The sequence below is a fragment of the Halomonas sp. H10-59 genome (assembly GCF_040070555.1).
GTDB lineage: Bacteria > Pseudomonadota > Gammaproteobacteria > Pseudomonadales > Halomonadaceae > Halomonas > Halomonas litopenaei.
The window spans coordinates 563045-577833 of sequence record NZ_CP098828.1 but is presented as its reverse complement, the minus strand read 5'-3'; the positions used below and the strand labels follow the sequence as shown (position 1 = coordinate 577833).

At 64.8% G+C, this 14789-nt stretch carries 14 protein-coding genes; 7 read left to right on the top strand and 7 right to left on the bottom strand.

Annotation, left to right across the window (positions count from 1 at the left end):
- The first annotated feature begins 2 nt into the window (after positions 1-2).
- Together NFG57_RS02650 and NFG57_RS02645 are read left to right on the top strand one after the other, a co-directional pair.
- Positions 3-554 (top strand): DNA polymerase III subunit chi, encoded by a 552-nt coding sequence (locus NFG57_RS02650; protein ID WP_348815295.1) that lies wholly within the window; start codon positions 3-5, stop codon positions 552-554.
- 232 nt (positions 555-786) lie between these two features.
- Positions 787-3633: a valine--tRNA ligase gene (locus NFG57_RS02645; protein WP_108131221.1), complete on the top strand. Its 2847-nt coding sequence runs from the start codon at positions 787-789 to the stop codon at positions 3631-3633.
- 120 nt (positions 3634-3753) lie between these two features.
- Here NFG57_RS02645 and NFG57_RS02640 read toward each other — a convergent pair whose 3' ends face one another.
- A complete protein-coding gene (locus tag NFG57_RS02640) occupies positions 3754-4101 on the bottom strand; it encodes a DUF3024 domain-containing protein (RefSeq protein WP_348815293.1) in 348 nt (115 codons plus the stop codon).
- A gap of 11 nt (positions 4102-4112) precedes the next feature.
- Positions 4113-4355 (bottom strand): helix-hairpin-helix domain-containing protein, encoded by a 243-nt coding sequence (locus tag NFG57_RS02635; protein ID WP_348815291.1) that lies wholly within the window; start codon positions 4353-4355, stop codon positions 4113-4115.
- A gap of 258 nt (positions 4356-4613) precedes the next feature.
- Here NFG57_RS02635 and NFG57_RS02630 point away from each other — a divergent pair, with 258 nt between their 5' ends.
- On the top strand, positions 4614-5429 hold the full coding sequence (locus NFG57_RS02630) for a hypothetical protein (protein ID WP_348815290.1): 816 nt from the start codon (positions 4614-4616) through the stop codon (positions 5427-5429).
- A gap of 24 nt (positions 5430-5453) precedes the next feature.
- Here NFG57_RS02630 and NFG57_RS02625 read toward each other — a convergent pair whose 3' ends face one another.
- Positions 5454-5915, bottom strand: coding sequence for an META domain-containing protein (locus NFG57_RS02625; protein WP_222568265.1), 462 nt, complete (start codon positions 5913-5915; stop codon positions 5454-5456).
- 227 nt (positions 5916-6142) lie between these two features.
- Here NFG57_RS02625 and NFG57_RS02620 point away from each other — a divergent pair, with 227 nt between their 5' ends.
- The 4 genes from NFG57_RS02620 (at position 6143) to NFG57_RS02605 (ending at position 10308) form a co-directional block, all read left to right on the top strand.
- Positions 6143-6547 carry a DoxX family protein gene (locus NFG57_RS02620; protein WP_045991298.1) on the top strand — a complete coding sequence of 135 codons (405 nt, stop codon included), beginning with the start codon at positions 6143-6145 and terminating at the stop codon, positions 6545-6547.
- A 272-nt stretch (positions 6548-6819) separates the two neighbouring features.
- The gene (locus tag NFG57_RS02615) at positions 6820-8283 is read left to right on the top strand and encodes a DASS family sodium-coupled anion symporter (protein WP_348815289.1); all 1464 of its coding nucleotides are present in this window, start codon (positions 6820-6822) and stop codon (positions 8281-8283) included.
- Between the two features lie 385 nt (positions 8284-8668).
- Positions 8669-9133 carry an NfeD family protein gene (locus NFG57_RS02610; RefSeq protein WP_108131216.1) on the top strand — a complete coding sequence of 155 codons (465 nt, stop codon included), beginning with the start codon at positions 8669-8671 and terminating at the stop codon, positions 9131-9133.
- A gap of 140 nt (positions 9134-9273) precedes the next feature.
- Entirely contained in the window at positions 9274-10308 is a 1035-nt protein-coding gene (locus NFG57_RS02605) for an SPFH domain-containing protein (protein ID WP_108131605.1), read from the top strand.
- 175 nt (positions 10309-10483) lie between these two features.
- Here the strand turns inward: NFG57_RS02605 and rpoH are convergent, their stop codons facing one another.
- The 4 genes from rpoH to ftsY form a co-directional block, all read right to left on the bottom strand.
- A complete protein-coding gene (rpoH, locus tag NFG57_RS02600) occupies positions 10484-11350 on the bottom strand; it encodes an RNA polymerase sigma factor RpoH (RefSeq protein WP_045991302.1) in 867 nt (288 codons plus the stop codon).
- Positions 11351-11480: 130 nt separating this feature from the next.
- Positions 11481-12524, bottom strand: a complete 1044-nt coding sequence (ftsX, locus tag NFG57_RS02595) for a permease-like cell division protein FtsX (RefSeq protein WP_045991303.1) — start codon at positions 12522-12524, stop codon at positions 11481-11483.
- Positions 12521-13189 (bottom strand): cell division ATP-binding protein FtsE, encoded by a 669-nt coding sequence (gene ftsE / locus NFG57_RS02590; RefSeq protein WP_045991304.1) that lies wholly within the window; start codon positions 13187-13189, stop codon positions 12521-12523. The genes ftsX and ftsE overlap by 4 nt, the downstream gene beginning before the upstream one ends.
- Positions 13186-14733 carry a signal recognition particle-docking protein FtsY gene (ftsY, locus tag NFG57_RS02585; protein ID WP_348815288.1) on the bottom strand — a complete coding sequence of 516 codons (1548 nt, stop codon included), beginning with the start codon at positions 14731-14733 and terminating at the stop codon, positions 13186-13188. The genes ftsE and ftsY overlap by 4 nt, the downstream gene beginning before the upstream one ends.
- Between the last annotated feature and the right edge of the window lie 56 nt (positions 14734-14789).

Here is a 14789-nt window from a genome sequence, read left to right as displayed (position 1 = left end):
GCATGACCAAGATCGACTTCTACATCCTGCCGGACACCACCCTCGAGGCCCGCCTCGCCTTCGCCTGTCGGCTGACCGAGACCATCGCCCGCAAGGGCTACCGGCTCTACCTGTACGCCGAAGACGAAGCCATGGCCCGGGAGCTCGACCAGCGTCTGTGGGACTTTCGTCCCGACGCCTTCGTCCCCCATGCGCTCGAGGCCGGGGGCGGGGCCGATGCAAGAGCGGCTGGGGGCGGGGCCGATGCAAGAGCGGCCGGGGGCGGGGCCGGTATGCAAGAGCCCGGCGGCGGGTCGCACGAGGCCGGTATCGAGAACGCAAGGCCGGTACCCGTCACCATCGGCTGGCAGGGGCCGACGCAAAGCCTCGACCCGCCGCCCCAGGCGATGCTCAACCTGTCGCCGGAAATCCCCGAGTGGTTTTCTCGCTTCGAGCGGGTGGCCGAGATCATCAACCAGCACCAGGACGTACTGACGGTCAAGCGCGAGTGCTGGAAGACCTACAAGCAGCGCGGCTACCCGGTCACACCGCACCACCTCAAGGGTCAGGGGTAGGCTCCTGTCACCAAATCCTCTGGACACTGCCGGTCATCCCGTCAGCCCCTGACGCCCCGCGTCGGATCAGGGTATAATCGAGCCCATTTTTCGCAGGCCTCACTCGCGCAACCGCTCTTCGGCGGGAAGCTTGCGAGCCCGAGCGCCGGCTGTCGAACTCCAAGCCCAGCGCCATGCGCGAGCCTCTGTCTCGTGCCTGGCATGCCCCGGGCTCCGCTAGCAAGAGTACCCCATGGACAAGACCTACCAACCTGAAAGCATCGAAGCCCGCTGGTACGAGCGCTGGGAAAACGACGGACGGTTCGCGCCCTCGGGCAAGGGCGACCCCTTCGCCATCATGATTCCGCCGCCCAACGTCACCGGCAGCCTGCACATGGGTCACGCCTTCCAGGACACCATCATGGACACCCTGATCCGCTGGCGGCGGATGCAGGGTCGCAACACCCTGTGGCAGGTGGGCACCGACCACGCCGGCATCGCCACCCAGATGCTGGTGGAGCGCAAGGTCGCCGCCGAGGAAGGCAAGACGCGCCACGACCTGGGGCGCGAGGCCTTCATCGACAAGGTGTGGGAATGGAAGCATGAGTCCGGCGGCCATATCACCCGCCAGCTCCGTCGCATGGGCGCAAGCCTCGACTGGAGCCGCGAGCGCTTCACCATGGATGAGGGCTTCTACAAGGCGGTGCAGGAGGTCTTCGTCCGCCTGTACGAAGAGGATCTGGTGTATCGCGGCAAGCGCCTGGTCAACTGGGACCCGACGCTGAACACCGCCATCTCCGATCTCGAGGTCGAGAATCGCGACCAGCAGGGTCAGTTCTGGCACTTCCGCTATCCGTTGGCCGACGGTGTCACCACCGACGCCGGCCTCGACCATCTGGTGGTCGCCACCACCCGCCCCGAGACCCTGCTCGGCGACAGCGCCGTGGCGGTCAATCCCGACGACGAGCGCTACGCCTCGCTGGTCGGCAAGTTTGTCGAGCTGCCGCTGGTCGGCCGTCGCATCCCCATCGTCGCCGATGAGCACGCCGACATGGACAAGGGCTCGGGCTGCGTGAAGATCACCCCGGCCCACGACTTCAACGACTATGAAGTCGGCAAGCGCGCTGGTCTTCCACTGATCAATGTCTTCTCGAAGACCGCCCATATCCTCGAAGCCGCCGAGGCCTTCGACATCCAGGGCCGTCCGCTGACCGACATCGACACTAGCCTGCCTGCGGCCTACGCCGGCCTCGACCGCTTTGCCGCTCGCAAGGCCATCGTCGCCGACATGGAGGCCAAGGGCCTGCTCGAGAAGACCGAAACGGTCAACAACACCCTGCCCTACGGCGATCGTTCCGGTGACGTGATCGAGCCGCTGCTGACCGATCAATGGTTCGTGGCGGTAGAGACCCTGGCCAAGCCGGCCATCGAGGCGGTAGAAAACGGCGACATCCAGTTCGTGCCCAAAAACTACGAGAACATGTACTTCTCGTGGATGCGCGACCTGCAGGACTGGTGCATCTCGCGCCAGCTGTGGTGGGGCCACCGTATCCCTGCCTGGTATGACCAGGAGGGCAACGTCTATGTGGCGCGCACCGAAGCCGAGGCCCGCGAAAAGCACGGCATCGCAGGCGACGTCGCCCTGACCCAGGACGAGGACGTACTCGACACCTGGTTCAGCTCCGGGCTGTGGACCTTCGGCACCCTCGGCTGGCCCGAGCAGACCGAAGAGCTCAAGACCTTCCATCCCAGCAGCGTGCTGGTGACCGGCTTTGACATCATCTTCTTCTGGGTCGCGCGGATGATCATGCTGACCCTCAAGTTCACCGACGAGGTGCCGTTCAAGACGGTCTACGTCCACGGCCTGGTGCGTGACGGCCAGGGCCAGAAGATGTCCAAGTCCAAGGGCAACGTACTCGACCCCATCGACCTGATCGACGGCATCGATCTGGAGGCGCTGGTCGACAAGCGCACCGGCAACATGATGCAGCCGCAGAAGGCCAAGGCCATCGCCAAGGCGACCCGTTCGGAGTTCCCCGACGGCATCGAGGCCCACGGCACCGACGCCCTGCGCTATACCTTCCTGTCCCAGGCCACCACCGGTCGCGACATCAAGTTCGACATGGGCCGGCTGGACGGCTACCGCAACTTCTGCAACAAGCTGTGGAACGCCTCTCGCTACGTCTTGATGAACGCCGAGAACGAGGACTGCGGCCGCGAAGGCGGCGAGGTCGAGCTGTCGCTGGCCGACCGCTGGATCGAGGCCCGCCTGCAGCAGACGGTGGATCAGGTCACCCGGGCGATGGAGGAGTTCCGCTTCGACCACGCCTCCCAGGCGCTTTACGACTTCGTCTGGAACGAGTACTGCGACTGGTATCTGGAGCTGTCCAAGCCGGTACTGTGGGACGAAGGCGCCAGCGAGGCCGCCAAGCGCGGCACCCGGCGCACCCTGGTACGGGTGCTGGAAGCCATCCTGCGCCTGGCCCATCCGATGATGCCCTACATCTCCGAGGAGATCTGGCAGCGCGTGGCGCCGCTCGCCGGCACCCTGGAGGGGGACAACGACTCGCTGATGGCCAAGGCCTGGCCGCTGGCGGACGAGGCGTTGATCGACCAGGACGCGATCCGTGACATCGAATGGCTCAAGGGGGTGATCGTGGCGGTGCGCAATATCCGCGCCGAGATGAACATCGCCCCGGGCAAGCCGCTCGACGCCCTGCTGACCAAGGGCAGCGAGGCCGACCAGGCGCGCCTGAGCGCCAATCGCCTGTTCCTGTCCAAGCTGGCCAAGCTGTCGTCCATCGAGTGGCTCGATGACGCCAGCACGGCGCCGCTGTCCGCCACCCAGCTGGTCGGCGACATGGAAGTGCTGGTGCCGATGGCAGACCTGATCGACAAGGACGCCGAGCTCGCCCGCCTGAGCAAAGAGATCGACAAGCAGGACAAGTTGATCGGCGGCGTCGAGAAGAAGCTCGCCAACGAAGGCTTCGTGGCCAAGGCCCCGGCCGCCGTCATCGACAAGGAGCGCGGCAAGCTCGAGGAGTACCAGGCCGCCCGCCGGGTGCTGGTCGAACAGCGCGACAAGATCGCGGCCCTGTAGTCTGGGCCTAAACCGGCTCAACCGGCCTGAGCACCAGCCGAGTCGACCCCGCCACTGGCGGGGTCGACTTTATTCAGACGTGATAGCAACAGAGAATCCATCGGCTCCCAGCACGCTCGGCTAACCGAAGAAACAGGCCATCTCGTCGCGACCCACCAGTTCGAGAAAGGCTTCCACCGTCCCCACCTGGGGACAGGGCGTATAACCGTGCCACTTCAGGTCCGCTCGCTGCCAGTAGACCTTCCAGACATCCTGACTACGCACGTACTTCGCCTTGGCGACGGGTATCTCCAGTTTCTCGTCAGGTTTGTCATAGCGAGGACTGACTTCGAAGATCTCCAGGCTCTGCCCATCGATACGAAAGGCGAGATCAAGCTTTGATCTCAATTGAGGCGGTGCACGATGCTTCTCGACAAAAGCCACTGCCGCCTTCTCCACTCGCTTTCTCTCCAGATCATTGAATGCCATAAGACGGCCCCCTATTCCTGTAGACCTTGCCTGGCACGCCCGATGGCCGCCTCCACCGCCGCCAGAGCGCGTGGCGAATTCTTCCAGCAGCTGGTGTTGAGCATCGATGCCACCTGCTCGGCGATCTCCCGGGCCTCGAACGTCGCCAGATGCTCGAAGGAGTCGATACCAAGCTGCTCGAAGCGACTGATGACGGTCGGCCCTACCCCGTGAAGCGCCAGCAATGCCGCTCTCTCTTCGTTGCTGAAGGCCATCCAGCCCCCCCTGTCGGAACGTCGCTATTGGTGCGTGCCTGCCCCTCGCCTCAGGCAACCGTCTGCGTCGCCTCAGCCTGATCGGGTACGACACAGAGATGACGGTATGACTACAAAATTCAGTTTCTTCTATTAAAGCCTTTTGCGGCACAGTGAAGCTGTCAGCACAGCCGCTCCTTCAGGCCAATCGCCGATTCGGCCGCAGATACGACAACAGACCGAACAACGGCCATACCAACGACTACAACAACAATAGACATGTACAACATGACGCACTCGGGCCTTTCCCCCCTGGCGTTCCCTGGCACTGCCGGGCTCGCCGCCCTGCCACGCCTTCGCCGCCGAACACGGCGTGCCCTGCTGTACCTGGCCGAGCTGTGTGGCCGTGTCGACCTTCAACGTCGCTGGCTGAATGCCAACGACCTGCCGCTGGTCGACATCGACCCAAGGCGCATCGCGCGCTGCGTTACGCGCTCTGGCTTGAGTCGTGAGTTGATCAGTGAAGGCGACTGGGACCTCAGCCATGTTTCACCACTTTGCCAGGCACGCCTGAACGAGACCGCTGCAGTCGAGGACATCTTCGCCCACGACAGGCACTTCCGCGAGACCGCCCAGTACGCCCAGATGCATCAAGCGGTGGCTCGCTATCGTTCCGGCGAGTGCACCGACCCAGCACAGCAAGGCGCCTACTGGTGTCGCAGCGAGGAGGATATCGCTCGCTACTTCGAGACGCTGTCTCGTGCCTACCACGGCATTCGCCGACACGGCTACAAGACCCAGCAAGAACTGGCTCGCCAACACCCCGACGACAGTCGCCACCCCGATGACGAAATGCAGGTATTGATTACCCGGGATGGCGAGGTCGTGCTCGGCTACGGCGGCTCACACCGCCTGGCCATCGTGCAATTGCTGGGATTGGCCAGCGTTCCGGTGCGCGTGGTGGCGATCCATCCCCGGTGGCTCGATCGCTTCCAACAGCGAAAGCACAGCCTGCGATCCTGCCTGCATCATGCAAGCCGCGCTGCAGCCGACATCTCGAGTACCGCGCCCAGGAGGGACAACCGGAGTCGCTGATCGCCCCGATGAACACTGGCCCGGTCAGCTAGCGTCGCGAAAACCGCCCAGCACCAGCGAGTTGGGGCCGAAGAACACCAGTCGATCGTGGTCGATCAGGTAGCGATAGGCGTTGTCGAGCATGTCGCGGACCTGCTGGGCCCCCTGGGGATTGGCGCAGGCCATGCGGGTGGCGGTCAGTTCGCTGAAGTCGATACGCTGGCTGTCACCGAAGCTCACCGTGCCGGTGAAGCGATTGCAGCCGTCGCTACCGCTGACACTGCCATCGGAAGCCACCTCGAAGTACGGCTTCTGCGGCATCGACAGGCGATCGCTGGTGCCCACCAGCAACAGGTTCCAGCGCTTGCCGACCAGCGGGCTCGAGACGCTGCCTGGGGCCGCCGTGTCGCCACCACCCGCCGTGGGCGCGGGCTGGCTGGAACAGGCACTGAGCGCCAGGGTGAAAAGAGCGAAAGCGGCGGTGCGGCGAAGTCGTGACGGAACCATGCTATCTTCCTTGCAGCTGAGTCATCTGGATGATGCCTAATATGCCAGAATTGCCTGCGTGGTCCGACCGTTTCGACGATTCTGGTGCTGCGACCGAAGGCACCATGCCGACGTCATCGCGATCATGCTGCGAAGTCTCGAACAACTCGGTGCGCCTGTTTTCCGACCAATACCTGAAGTGAAAGGCTCTCGAGTCAAAAAAAGCCCCTAGTGAAAAGGAAGTCACCATGCTCAACGCCCTCGACAACGACGACCTGGGAAAGCTGATCCTGCGCCTGGCCCTTGGCGTGATGATCCTGCTGCACGGCGTCAGCAAGCTGATCAACCCCGGCAGCCTGTCCTGGATCGGTGAAACCCTGGCCTCCCATGGCCTGCCCACGGTGCTCGCCTATGGCGTTCTGCTGGGCGAGGTCGTCGCACCTGTCATGGCGATCCTCGGCTGGAACACTCGCATCGCCGGTCTGCTGATCGCCGGCAACATGGTGGTGGCCATCTATCTGGCGCATATGGGTGAGCTGTTCAGCCTGACCAGCAGCGGCGGCTGGGCGCTGGAGCTGCAGGGCATGTTCCTGTTCGGCGCCCTGGCGATGATGTTCCTGGGCAGCGGCCGCACCGCGATCAAGCCCGACTAGGGACCGTTCACCTCCTCTCGCGCCATGCCGGGCAGTTCCCGGCATGGCGTCGGCCGCAGCCCTCACCCAACTCCTGCACCGTTATCTCCTGCCTTGGCGCTGCGACCTCCTCAGCGCAAGTTGCACTCGACATGACCATTTCGACGAAAGTCGTACTTCTGCTTGATGTCCGTCATTCGGACGTCGCTTCGTCTATGCGTAAATGAGCACAACACCTTCGGATTCTCTCTGTGGAGAGGTGATCACTCGATCTTCCCCAAAGGAGCTCGCTTATGCTCGCATTCAAACCGCTCCCCGCCCTGGTCTCGGTGACCCTGGGGCTGGCGCTCTGGTTCGTAATCCCCGTACCTGACGGCGTCAATCCCGAGGCCTGGCACCTGCTGGCGATCTTCGTCGCCACCATCGCCGCCATCATCGGCAAGACCATGCGCATCGGCGCCCTGGCGATCATTGCCATCACCGTGGTCGCGCTGACCGGCGTCACCAACCCGGACAGTTCCAAGGGCGCGGTCTCCGACGCCCTCTCGGGCTTTTCCAACCCGCTGATCTGGCTGATCGGCCTGGCCATCATGATCTCCCGCGGGCTGTCGAAGACGGGTCTGGGCAACCGCATCGGCTACGCCTTTATCGCCGCCTTCGGCAAACGCACCCTCGGCATCGGCTACGCCCTGTCCCTGGCGGAGCTGACCATCGCCCCGATCACCCCCAGCAACACCGCCCGGGGTGGCGGCAGCATGCACCCGATCATGCGCTCCATCGCCGACAGCTTCGGCTCCTCCCCCGAGTCCGGCACCAGCAAGAAGATCGGCGAGTACCTGGCGCTGGTGAACTATCACGCCAACCCCATCACCTCGGCCATGTTCATCACCGCAACGGCCCCCAACCCCCTTATCGTCGACCTGATCGCCAAGGCTACCGACTCCGCCATCTCGATCACCTGGACCCAGTGGGCGCTGGCCGCGCTATTGCCCGGCCTGGTCGCCATCGCCTTGATGCCGGCGGTGCTGTACGTGCTGTATCCGCCGGAGCTCAAGCGCACCCCGGACGCCACCTCCTTCGCCCGCGAGCAGCTCACCGCCATGGGCGCGCTCGACCGCGCCGAAAAGATCATGATCGGCGTGTTCGGCCTGCTGTTGATCCTGTGGGCCGGTATCCCGGCGATGCTGTTCGGCCCCGAGTTCAAGGTAAACTCCACCGCGGTGGCGCTGCTGGGACTGTCCATCCTGCTGGTCACCAATGTGCTGACCTGGGATGACATCCTCGGCGAGAAGTCCGCCTGGGACACCATCGTGTGGTTCGCCGCTCTGGTAATGATGGCAAGCTTCCTGGGCAAGCTCGGACTGATCGGCTGGTTCTCCGGGGTCATCGAGGAGGGCATCAGCAGCTTCAATATGGGCTGGTTCGGCATGGCCCTGGCGCTGACCGGCGTCTACTTCTACGCGCACTACTTCTTCGCCAGCACCACCGCCCATATCACCGCCATGTACGCCGCCTTCCTGGCCGCCGGTATCGCCCTCGGCATCCCTACCCTGTACATCGCCCTGCTGCTGGCCGGCGCCTCCTCGCTGATGATGTCGCTGACCCACTACGCCACCGGCACCGCCCCGATCATCTTCGGCTCCGGCTATGTGGAACTCGGCACCTGGTGGAAGGCCGGACTGGTGATGAGCCTGGTCAACCTGACAGTGTGGGTCGGTGTCGGCAGCCTATGGTGGAAGGTGCTGGGGTACTGGTAAGACGCCCGGAAGGCGGGTCCGCTCTTGATCAGAGCAGGAGCCTGGTCAACCTGACCGTCTGGGTCGGTGTCGCAGACTCTCTACGGTGGAAGGTGCTGGGGTACTGGCAAGACGCCCGGAAGGCGGGTCCGCTCTTGATCAGGGCAGGAGCCTGGTCAACCTGACCGTCTGGGTCGGTGTCGCAGACTCTCTACGGTGGAAGGTGCTGGGGTACTGGTAAGCCCCGTAACACGACAGACTTCCAGGCCTCGTGATATTGGACCACGCGCCACCGCAATCGCGGTGGCGCTGTCATCTGCGGGTCTCGCCGGCTTGCCGGGTCACGGCCGGCGGCGCAGAATCGGACAGGACAGGACGTCATTTCGCTGCTTCCAAGAGGCCCCTCATGGATTTTCTATCTCCCGCGCTGTGGTGGCTGCTGGCCGGACTCGCGGCTCTGCTGGTCGAGCTGCTGACCGGTTCCTACGTGCTGCTGGCCCTGGCGGCGGCACTCGCCCTCACCGCCCTGGCCGCCTGGCTGGGCGCCACTTTCACCCTGCAACTGATCGTCCTGGCGCTCGCCTGTGCCGTGCTGGTGCCGCTGGCGATTCGACAGCTCAGACGACGCGGCCGAGGCGCGAAAAAAGGCTTCGGCGTGGCTGGCAGCGGTGGAGGCCGCGGTCAACGCTTCGTGCTGGTCAGCCGCGACTTCGATGACGCACCCTGCATCAAGCTCGACGGTGATCTCTACCGTGCCAGCCTGGCGGACGAAGCAGGGAGTGGTCCTGCCCTTCGTCCGGGTGACGAGGTAACGCTGGTCCGCTTCGAGGGCACCCAGGCGGTGGTCCGTCCCGCCGGCGAAGGTTCTTGATCCCGGTCATGCGCTCGTTCGGGCAGCGGCCGCCAGACGCTATCGCCACTCGCCCGCCCATTGCCTAAGCTGGCTTTCGGCGGCGGGATGCCGTCGGTCGCCCTGGGCGACACTCTCGATACCAAGGAGGTACCTGCATGTTGCCGTATGCCATAAACCCGGGGCTATTGATTGCCCTGGTGGTGGTCGTCATCGCCGTAATCATGGTGATCAAGGGACTGGTGATCGTTCAGGAGTCCGAGGTGATGGTGATCGAGCGCCTCGGCGCCTACCACCGCACGCTGCAGAAGGGCATCAACTTCATCGTTCCGTTCTTCGACAAGCCAAGACCAATCAAGATGGTGCGCTACCTGCGCAAGGGCCAGGAGTTCACCCCGGTGCTGAGTCAGGAGACCCGCATCGACCTGCGCGAGTCGGTCATGGACTTCCCGTCCCAGCCGGTGGTCACCACCGACAACGTGACGGTGCGCATCGACGGCGCCATCTACTTTCAGATCATCGATCCGGCCAACGCCGTCTACAAGATCGAGAACATGAGTCAGGCGGTGGAGGTACTGGCCAAGACGACGCTGCGCTCGGTGGTCGGCCAGATGGAGCTGGACAAAATCTTCGAGTCCCGCGCCGAGGTCAACGCCAAGATCAAGGAACAGATGGAGGAACCTGCCTCCAAGTGGGGGGTGGCGATCAATCGCATCGAGGTGCAGGACATCGAGATGCCGACGGAGGTCAAGGAGGCCATGCACCTGCAGATGTCCGCCGAACGTCGCCGTCGAGCCACCGTCACCGAGGCCGAGGGCGAAAAGGCCGCGGCCATCGCCAAGGCCCAGGGCCAGAAGGAGTCAGCGATCCTCAACGCCCAGGGCGACAAGGAATCCGCCATTCTGCGTGCCCAGGGCGAAAGTCGCTCCATCGAGCTGGTACTGGGTGCCATGGGCGAAGGCGAGAAGAGCACCAGGGCGGTCATCGGCTATCTGCTCGGCCAGTCCTATATCTCGATGCTGCCGGAGATGGCCAAGCAGGGAGAGCGTGTGTTCGTGCCCTACGAGAGCTCGGCCCTGCTCGGCGCCATGGGCGCCTTTCGCGATCTCAGCGCCGGTGACGAGGCGCTGGGCGACATTGCCCGCCGCGCAGCCGCCGCTGGCGGCCTGACGGGTGCTGCCAGCGCCCAGGGCTAGGCGCTGGTACCAGGGCGTGTAGCGACTGGTATAGCGGCTGGTATAGCGGCTCAGGCAACCACCCTACAGCCCTTGTGGCAGTCGCCCTGGTACAAGCTCAGCCACAACTGAAAACGCCCGAACCGTGAGGTTCGGGCGTTTTCGTCCTGCCAGCGGCTGGCGCAATCGATGGCGGTCAGGCCGCCATGCTATCACCCAGACGTTCGCGGATCTTCTTCATGGCGTTCTTCTCGAGCTGACGAATGCGCTCGGCGGACACACCATAGACATCGGCCAGTTCATGCAGGGTCGCCTTGTTTTCGGCGAGCCAGCGCTGGCTCAGGATATCCCGCGAGCGCTCGTCGAGCTCGGCCAGCGCGCCCTGGAGGCGGCGGGTGGCGTCCTGCTCCCAGTCGCTGTCCTCGAGCTGGGTCGCCGGGTCCTGGCTGGCGTCGTCCAGATAGTGAACCGGTGCCTGATAGGCCGAATCCTCGTCCTCGGACGGTGAAGCATCGAAGCCGGCATCATGGGAGGCCAGACGACCTTCCATCTCGCGCACCACCTCGGGCTTGACGTCCAGGTCCTTGGCGATGGCGTCGACCTCGTCGCTGTTCAACCAGGCCAGGCGCTTCTTGGCGCCGCGCAGGTTGAAGAACAGCTTGCGCTGGGCCTTGGTGGTGGCGATCTTGACGATGCGCCAGTTGCGCAGCACGAACTCGTGGATCTCGGCCTTGATCCAGTGCACCGCGAAAGACACCAGGCGTACGCCCTGGGTCGGGTCGAAACGCTTGACGGCCTTCATCAGGCCGACGTTGCCTTCCTGAATCAGGTCAGCCTGGGGAAGTCCATAGCCGGAATAGCTGCGTGCGATGTGCACGACAAAACGCAGATGGGACATGACCAGACGGCGGGCGGCTTCCAGATCGCCTTCCTGCTGAAGGCGATGGGCCAGGTCCTGCTCTTCATCCACCGTCAGCAGCGGAATGCGATTGACGGCCTGAATATAGCCGTTGAGGTCGTGCCCCGGTGAAAGATGACCCACCGGCAGAAGACTGTTGCTCATGTGCAGGTTGTCTCCTCGAAGACCAACAAGATTTCGGATGCACCTTGGAGGATAAAAATAGGAAGAAGTTCCCCTTTGGTCGTAGACATCCGACGAAACCGTACAAGAAACGGGTGATTACCTGTTGCCGCTAGCGTGGCTTGATGCCCGCCAAGTGGCGGCTGACGGCGATCCAGGCTCCCAACCAGCCCAATAGTGTACTACAAGTCAGCAATGTTGTAGAGCCGACAAGGCCCAGGGTCGGTAGCTGATAGTGCGCGCCGTAGCTGGCCGCCAGCGATGCCACCGGCGCCGCCAGCCAGTCGCTGCCCAGGGTCAGAAGCCCCCACGCCAGCAGTCCGCCGCCCAGGCCATACCAGGCGCCGCTGTACAGAAAGGGTCGGCGTACAAAGGCATGGGTGGCGCCGATCAGGGTCACCACCTCGATCTCCTTGCGCCGGTTCTCCACCGCCAGGCGGATGGTGTTGCCCACCACCAGCAGCACGCCCAGACCAAACAGCACCCCCAGCGCCAGGGTCAGGCGACGACCCAGCTCAGCCAGTTGCCGCAGACGCTCGATCCAGGCCAGGTCGAGGCGCACCTCGGCCACCCCGGACATCGCCGACAGGCGCTCGGACAGCGCCGCCATGGCCTCCGGAGACGGCGTCGTCGGCGAGATCACCACCGCGGCGGGCAGCGGATTCTCGTCGAGCCGCGCCAGGGCATCATCGAGCCCCAGGGATTGCTGGAATTCCGCCATGCCCTGCTCGGCGGTGATCAATTCGGTGGCGGCGACCTCCGACTGAGCCTCCAGCGCTTCCAGGATGCGACCGGTCTCGGACTCGCTCACCCCCTTGTCGAGGTAGGCCGTCAGGGTGGCGCTGGCGTCCAGCTCGGCGTCCACCAGCTTGGCGCTGTCCAGTGACAGCCACAGGGCGCTGGGCAGCACCAGGGCGATGGCGATGGCGAGCATGGTCAAGAGGCTACCCACCGGCTGGCGCACCAGCCGGCGCAGGCTGTCCACACACATGGCGCGATGGTGGCGCAGCCAGGCTTGCCACTGCCCCTGTGCGCGCACCGTCTGCTGACGCGCACCGCGAGGTGACGTCGAGGCCTCCTGGCGGCCGCCCGTACGTGCGGCGGCCGAGGCGCCCCTGGGCGTCGCCGCGCCCTTGCGCGAATGGCGAGCGCTCATGCGGCCTCCTCGTCGGCCACCAGGCGCCCCTCGCTCAGGCGCAGGGTGCGGTGACGCAGCCTGGCGATCAACGCCAGATCGTGACTGGCGATCATCACCGTGGTGCCGATGCGATGAAAGTCCTCGAACAGCCCCATGATATCGGCGGACAACTGAGGGTCGAGATTACCGGTAGGCTCATCGGCCAGCAGCAGGGCGGGCTTGTTGACCACCGCCCGGGCGATGCCCACGCGCTGCTGCTCGCCGCCGGAAAGTTCGATGGGAAGCGCCTTTTCGCGGTGCAGCAGGCCGACCTTGTCGAGTGCGGCGCGGACCCGCCGCGCGATATCCCGCGGCGCCAGGCCGCGGATCTCCAGCGGCAACGCCACATTGTGATAGATCGAGCGGTCGAACAGCAGCTGGTGGTCCTGGAAGACCACCCCGATCTGACGCCGGTAGAACGGCAACTGGCTGGGATGCAGCTTGTCGATATCGTGACCGGCGACCATCACCCGTCCGCGACTGGGTCGCTCCAGGCGCATGATCAGCCGAAGCAGCGAACTCTTGCCGGCACCGGAATGGCCGGTGAGAAACACCATCTCGCCCCGCGAGACGCGAAAATCGATATTGGAGAGCGCCTCGAAGCGCCCTCCATAGCGCTTGCCGACGTGCTCGAAGGCGATCATTCGTCGGCGTCACTCGGGCGACGATCGAACAGGGCGTCGACGAAGTCCTCGGCCTTGAACGGCCGCAGGTCATCCAGACTCTCACCCACCCCGATAAAGCGGATCGGCGTCTTCAGCTGCTTGGCCAGGGCGAAGATCACGCCCCCCTTGGCGGTACCGTCGAGCTTGGTCAGGGTGATCCCGCTGACCGGAACCGCCTCGTTGAAGGTGGCCGCCTGGGACAAGGCGTTCTGGCCGGTACCGGCGTCGAGCACCAGCATCACCTCGTGAGGCGCCTGCGCATCGAGCTTGCCCATCACCCGATGGACCTTCTTGAGCTCTTCCATCAGGTGACTCTTGTTGTGCAGGCGACCAGCGGTATCGGCGATCAAGACGTCGACGCCACGGGCACGGGCCGCCGCCACGGCGTCATAGATCACCGAGGCGCTGTCGGCGCCGGTGTGCTGAGCCACCACCGGCACGCTGTTGCGCTCGCCCCACACCTTGAGCTGCTCTACCGCAGCCGCGCGGAAGGTATCCCCCGCCGCCAGCATCACGCTCTTGCCCTCGCGCTGGAAGCGCTGGGTCAGCTTGCCGATGGTGGTGGTCTTGCCGACGCCGTTGACGCCCACCACCAGGATGACGAAGGGCCCACCGTCGGCGGTCTCGAGGCTCAGGGGCTGGCTGACCTCGCCGAGCATGGCGGCCAGCTCCTGCTGCAGCGCACGATACAGCGCCTCCGGGTCCTTCAGCTCCTTGCGCGAGACGCGATCGGTCAGCGCCTCGATGATTTCGCTGGTGGCCTCGATACCGACGTCGGCCATCAGCAGCTGGGTCTCGATGTCCTCGATCAGCTCGTCATCGATCTGCTTGGCACCCATGAACAGGTCGGCCAGGCCGTCGCTCAGGTTGGCCCGAGTCTTGCCAAGGCCCTCGCGCATGCGCGTAAACCAGCCCTTCTTCTCGCCACCCTTGCCACCCTGCACCGGCGCTCTGGGCTTTTCCTGCAGGGCCGGGCCGGTGGGACGGCTGGGCTCGATCACCTCGGCGTGCTCGCGCTGGCCGGTGCCAGCGTCGGGAGCTGGCGGACTTGCAGGCTCGGGCACCTCCGCCTCGGCCAACTTGTGCGCCGAGGCCGGCGATTCATCTTCGGCGGGCTCGCCAGCCGGCTGGGGGGCGGCAGGCGGCGCCTGGTCGGCTTGCGACTCGCCGGACTTCTGCTCGACAGGCTCTTGCTTGACGGGCTCTTGCTTGTCGGGCTCAGGTTCAACGGGCGCCTGCTCGGCAGGGGTGGACGGCTCGGCAGGCGCTGGCGCTGCCGGCTCGACAGGCTCCGGCACCACCGCCTCGGCGGTCTCGGTCGGCTCGGGGCCAGATTCCCGGCCCTGCTGGGGCGGCTCGGCATCCGACGGTGAGCCTTGCGACAGCTCGTCGCCGAGGGGCTGTTCAGCCTCCCTGTCAGCCGCGCCTTCCGCCTCATCTGCAGACGACTGATCGACGACTTCCTGGTCCTTGGCGGGTTCTTCGCCCGTGTGCTTCTTCTTGCGCTTGAAAATACCGAACATGGATGACCTGACGCCTCAGCCGGTGAACGAACCGCCACATCCTACCACCCTGCCCG

Excerpts from the sequence above, each read along its gene's own strand:
- NFG57_RS02650 (WP_348815295.1), top strand. The coding sequence starts at position 3 with ATGACCAAGATCGACTTCTACATCCTGCCGGACACCACCCTCGAGGCC.
- NFG57_RS02645 (WP_108131221.1), top strand. The coding sequence starts at position 787 with ATGGACAAGACCTACCAACCTGAAAGCATCGAAGCCCGCTGGTACGAG.
- NFG57_RS02640 (WP_348815293.1), bottom strand. The coding sequence starts at position 4,101 with ATGGCATTCAATGATCTGGAGAGAAAGCGAGTGGAGAAGGCGGCAGTG.
- NFG57_RS02635 (WP_348815291.1), bottom strand. The coding sequence starts at position 4,355 with ATGGCCTTCAGCAACGAAGAGAGAGCGGCATTGCTGGCGCTTCACGGG.
- NFG57_RS02630 (WP_348815290.1), top strand. The coding sequence starts at position 4,614 with ATGTACAACATGACGCACTCGGGCCTTTCCCCCCTGGCGTTCCCTGGC.
- NFG57_RS02625 (WP_222568265.1), bottom strand. The coding sequence starts at position 5,915 with ATGGTTCCGTCACGACTTCGCCGCACCGCCGCTTTCGCTCTTTTCACC.
- NFG57_RS02620 (WP_045991298.1), top strand. The coding sequence starts at position 6,143 with ATGCTCAACGCCCTCGACAACGACGACCTGGGAAAGCTGATCCTGCGC.
- NFG57_RS02615 (WP_348815289.1), top strand. The coding sequence starts at position 6,820 with ATGCTCGCATTCAAACCGCTCCCCGCCCTGGTCTCGGTGACCCTGGGG.
- NFG57_RS02610 (WP_108131216.1), top strand. The coding sequence starts at position 8,669 with ATGGATTTTCTATCTCCCGCGCTGTGGTGGCTGCTGGCCGGACTCGCG.
- rpoH (WP_045991302.1), bottom strand. The coding sequence starts at position 11,350 with ATGAGCAACAGTCTTCTGCCGGTGGGTCATCTTTCACCGGGGCACGAC.
- ftsX (WP_045991303.1), bottom strand. The coding sequence starts at position 12,524 with ATGAGCGCTCGCCATTCGCGCAAGGGCGCGGCGACGCCCAGGGGCGCC.
- ftsE (WP_045991304.1), bottom strand. The coding sequence starts at position 13,189 with ATGATCGCCTTCGAGCACGTCGGCAAGCGCTATGGAGGGCGCTTCGAG.
- ftsY (WP_348815288.1), bottom strand. The coding sequence starts at position 14,733 with ATGTTCGGTATTTTCAAGCGCAAGAAGAAGCACACGGGCGAAGAACCC.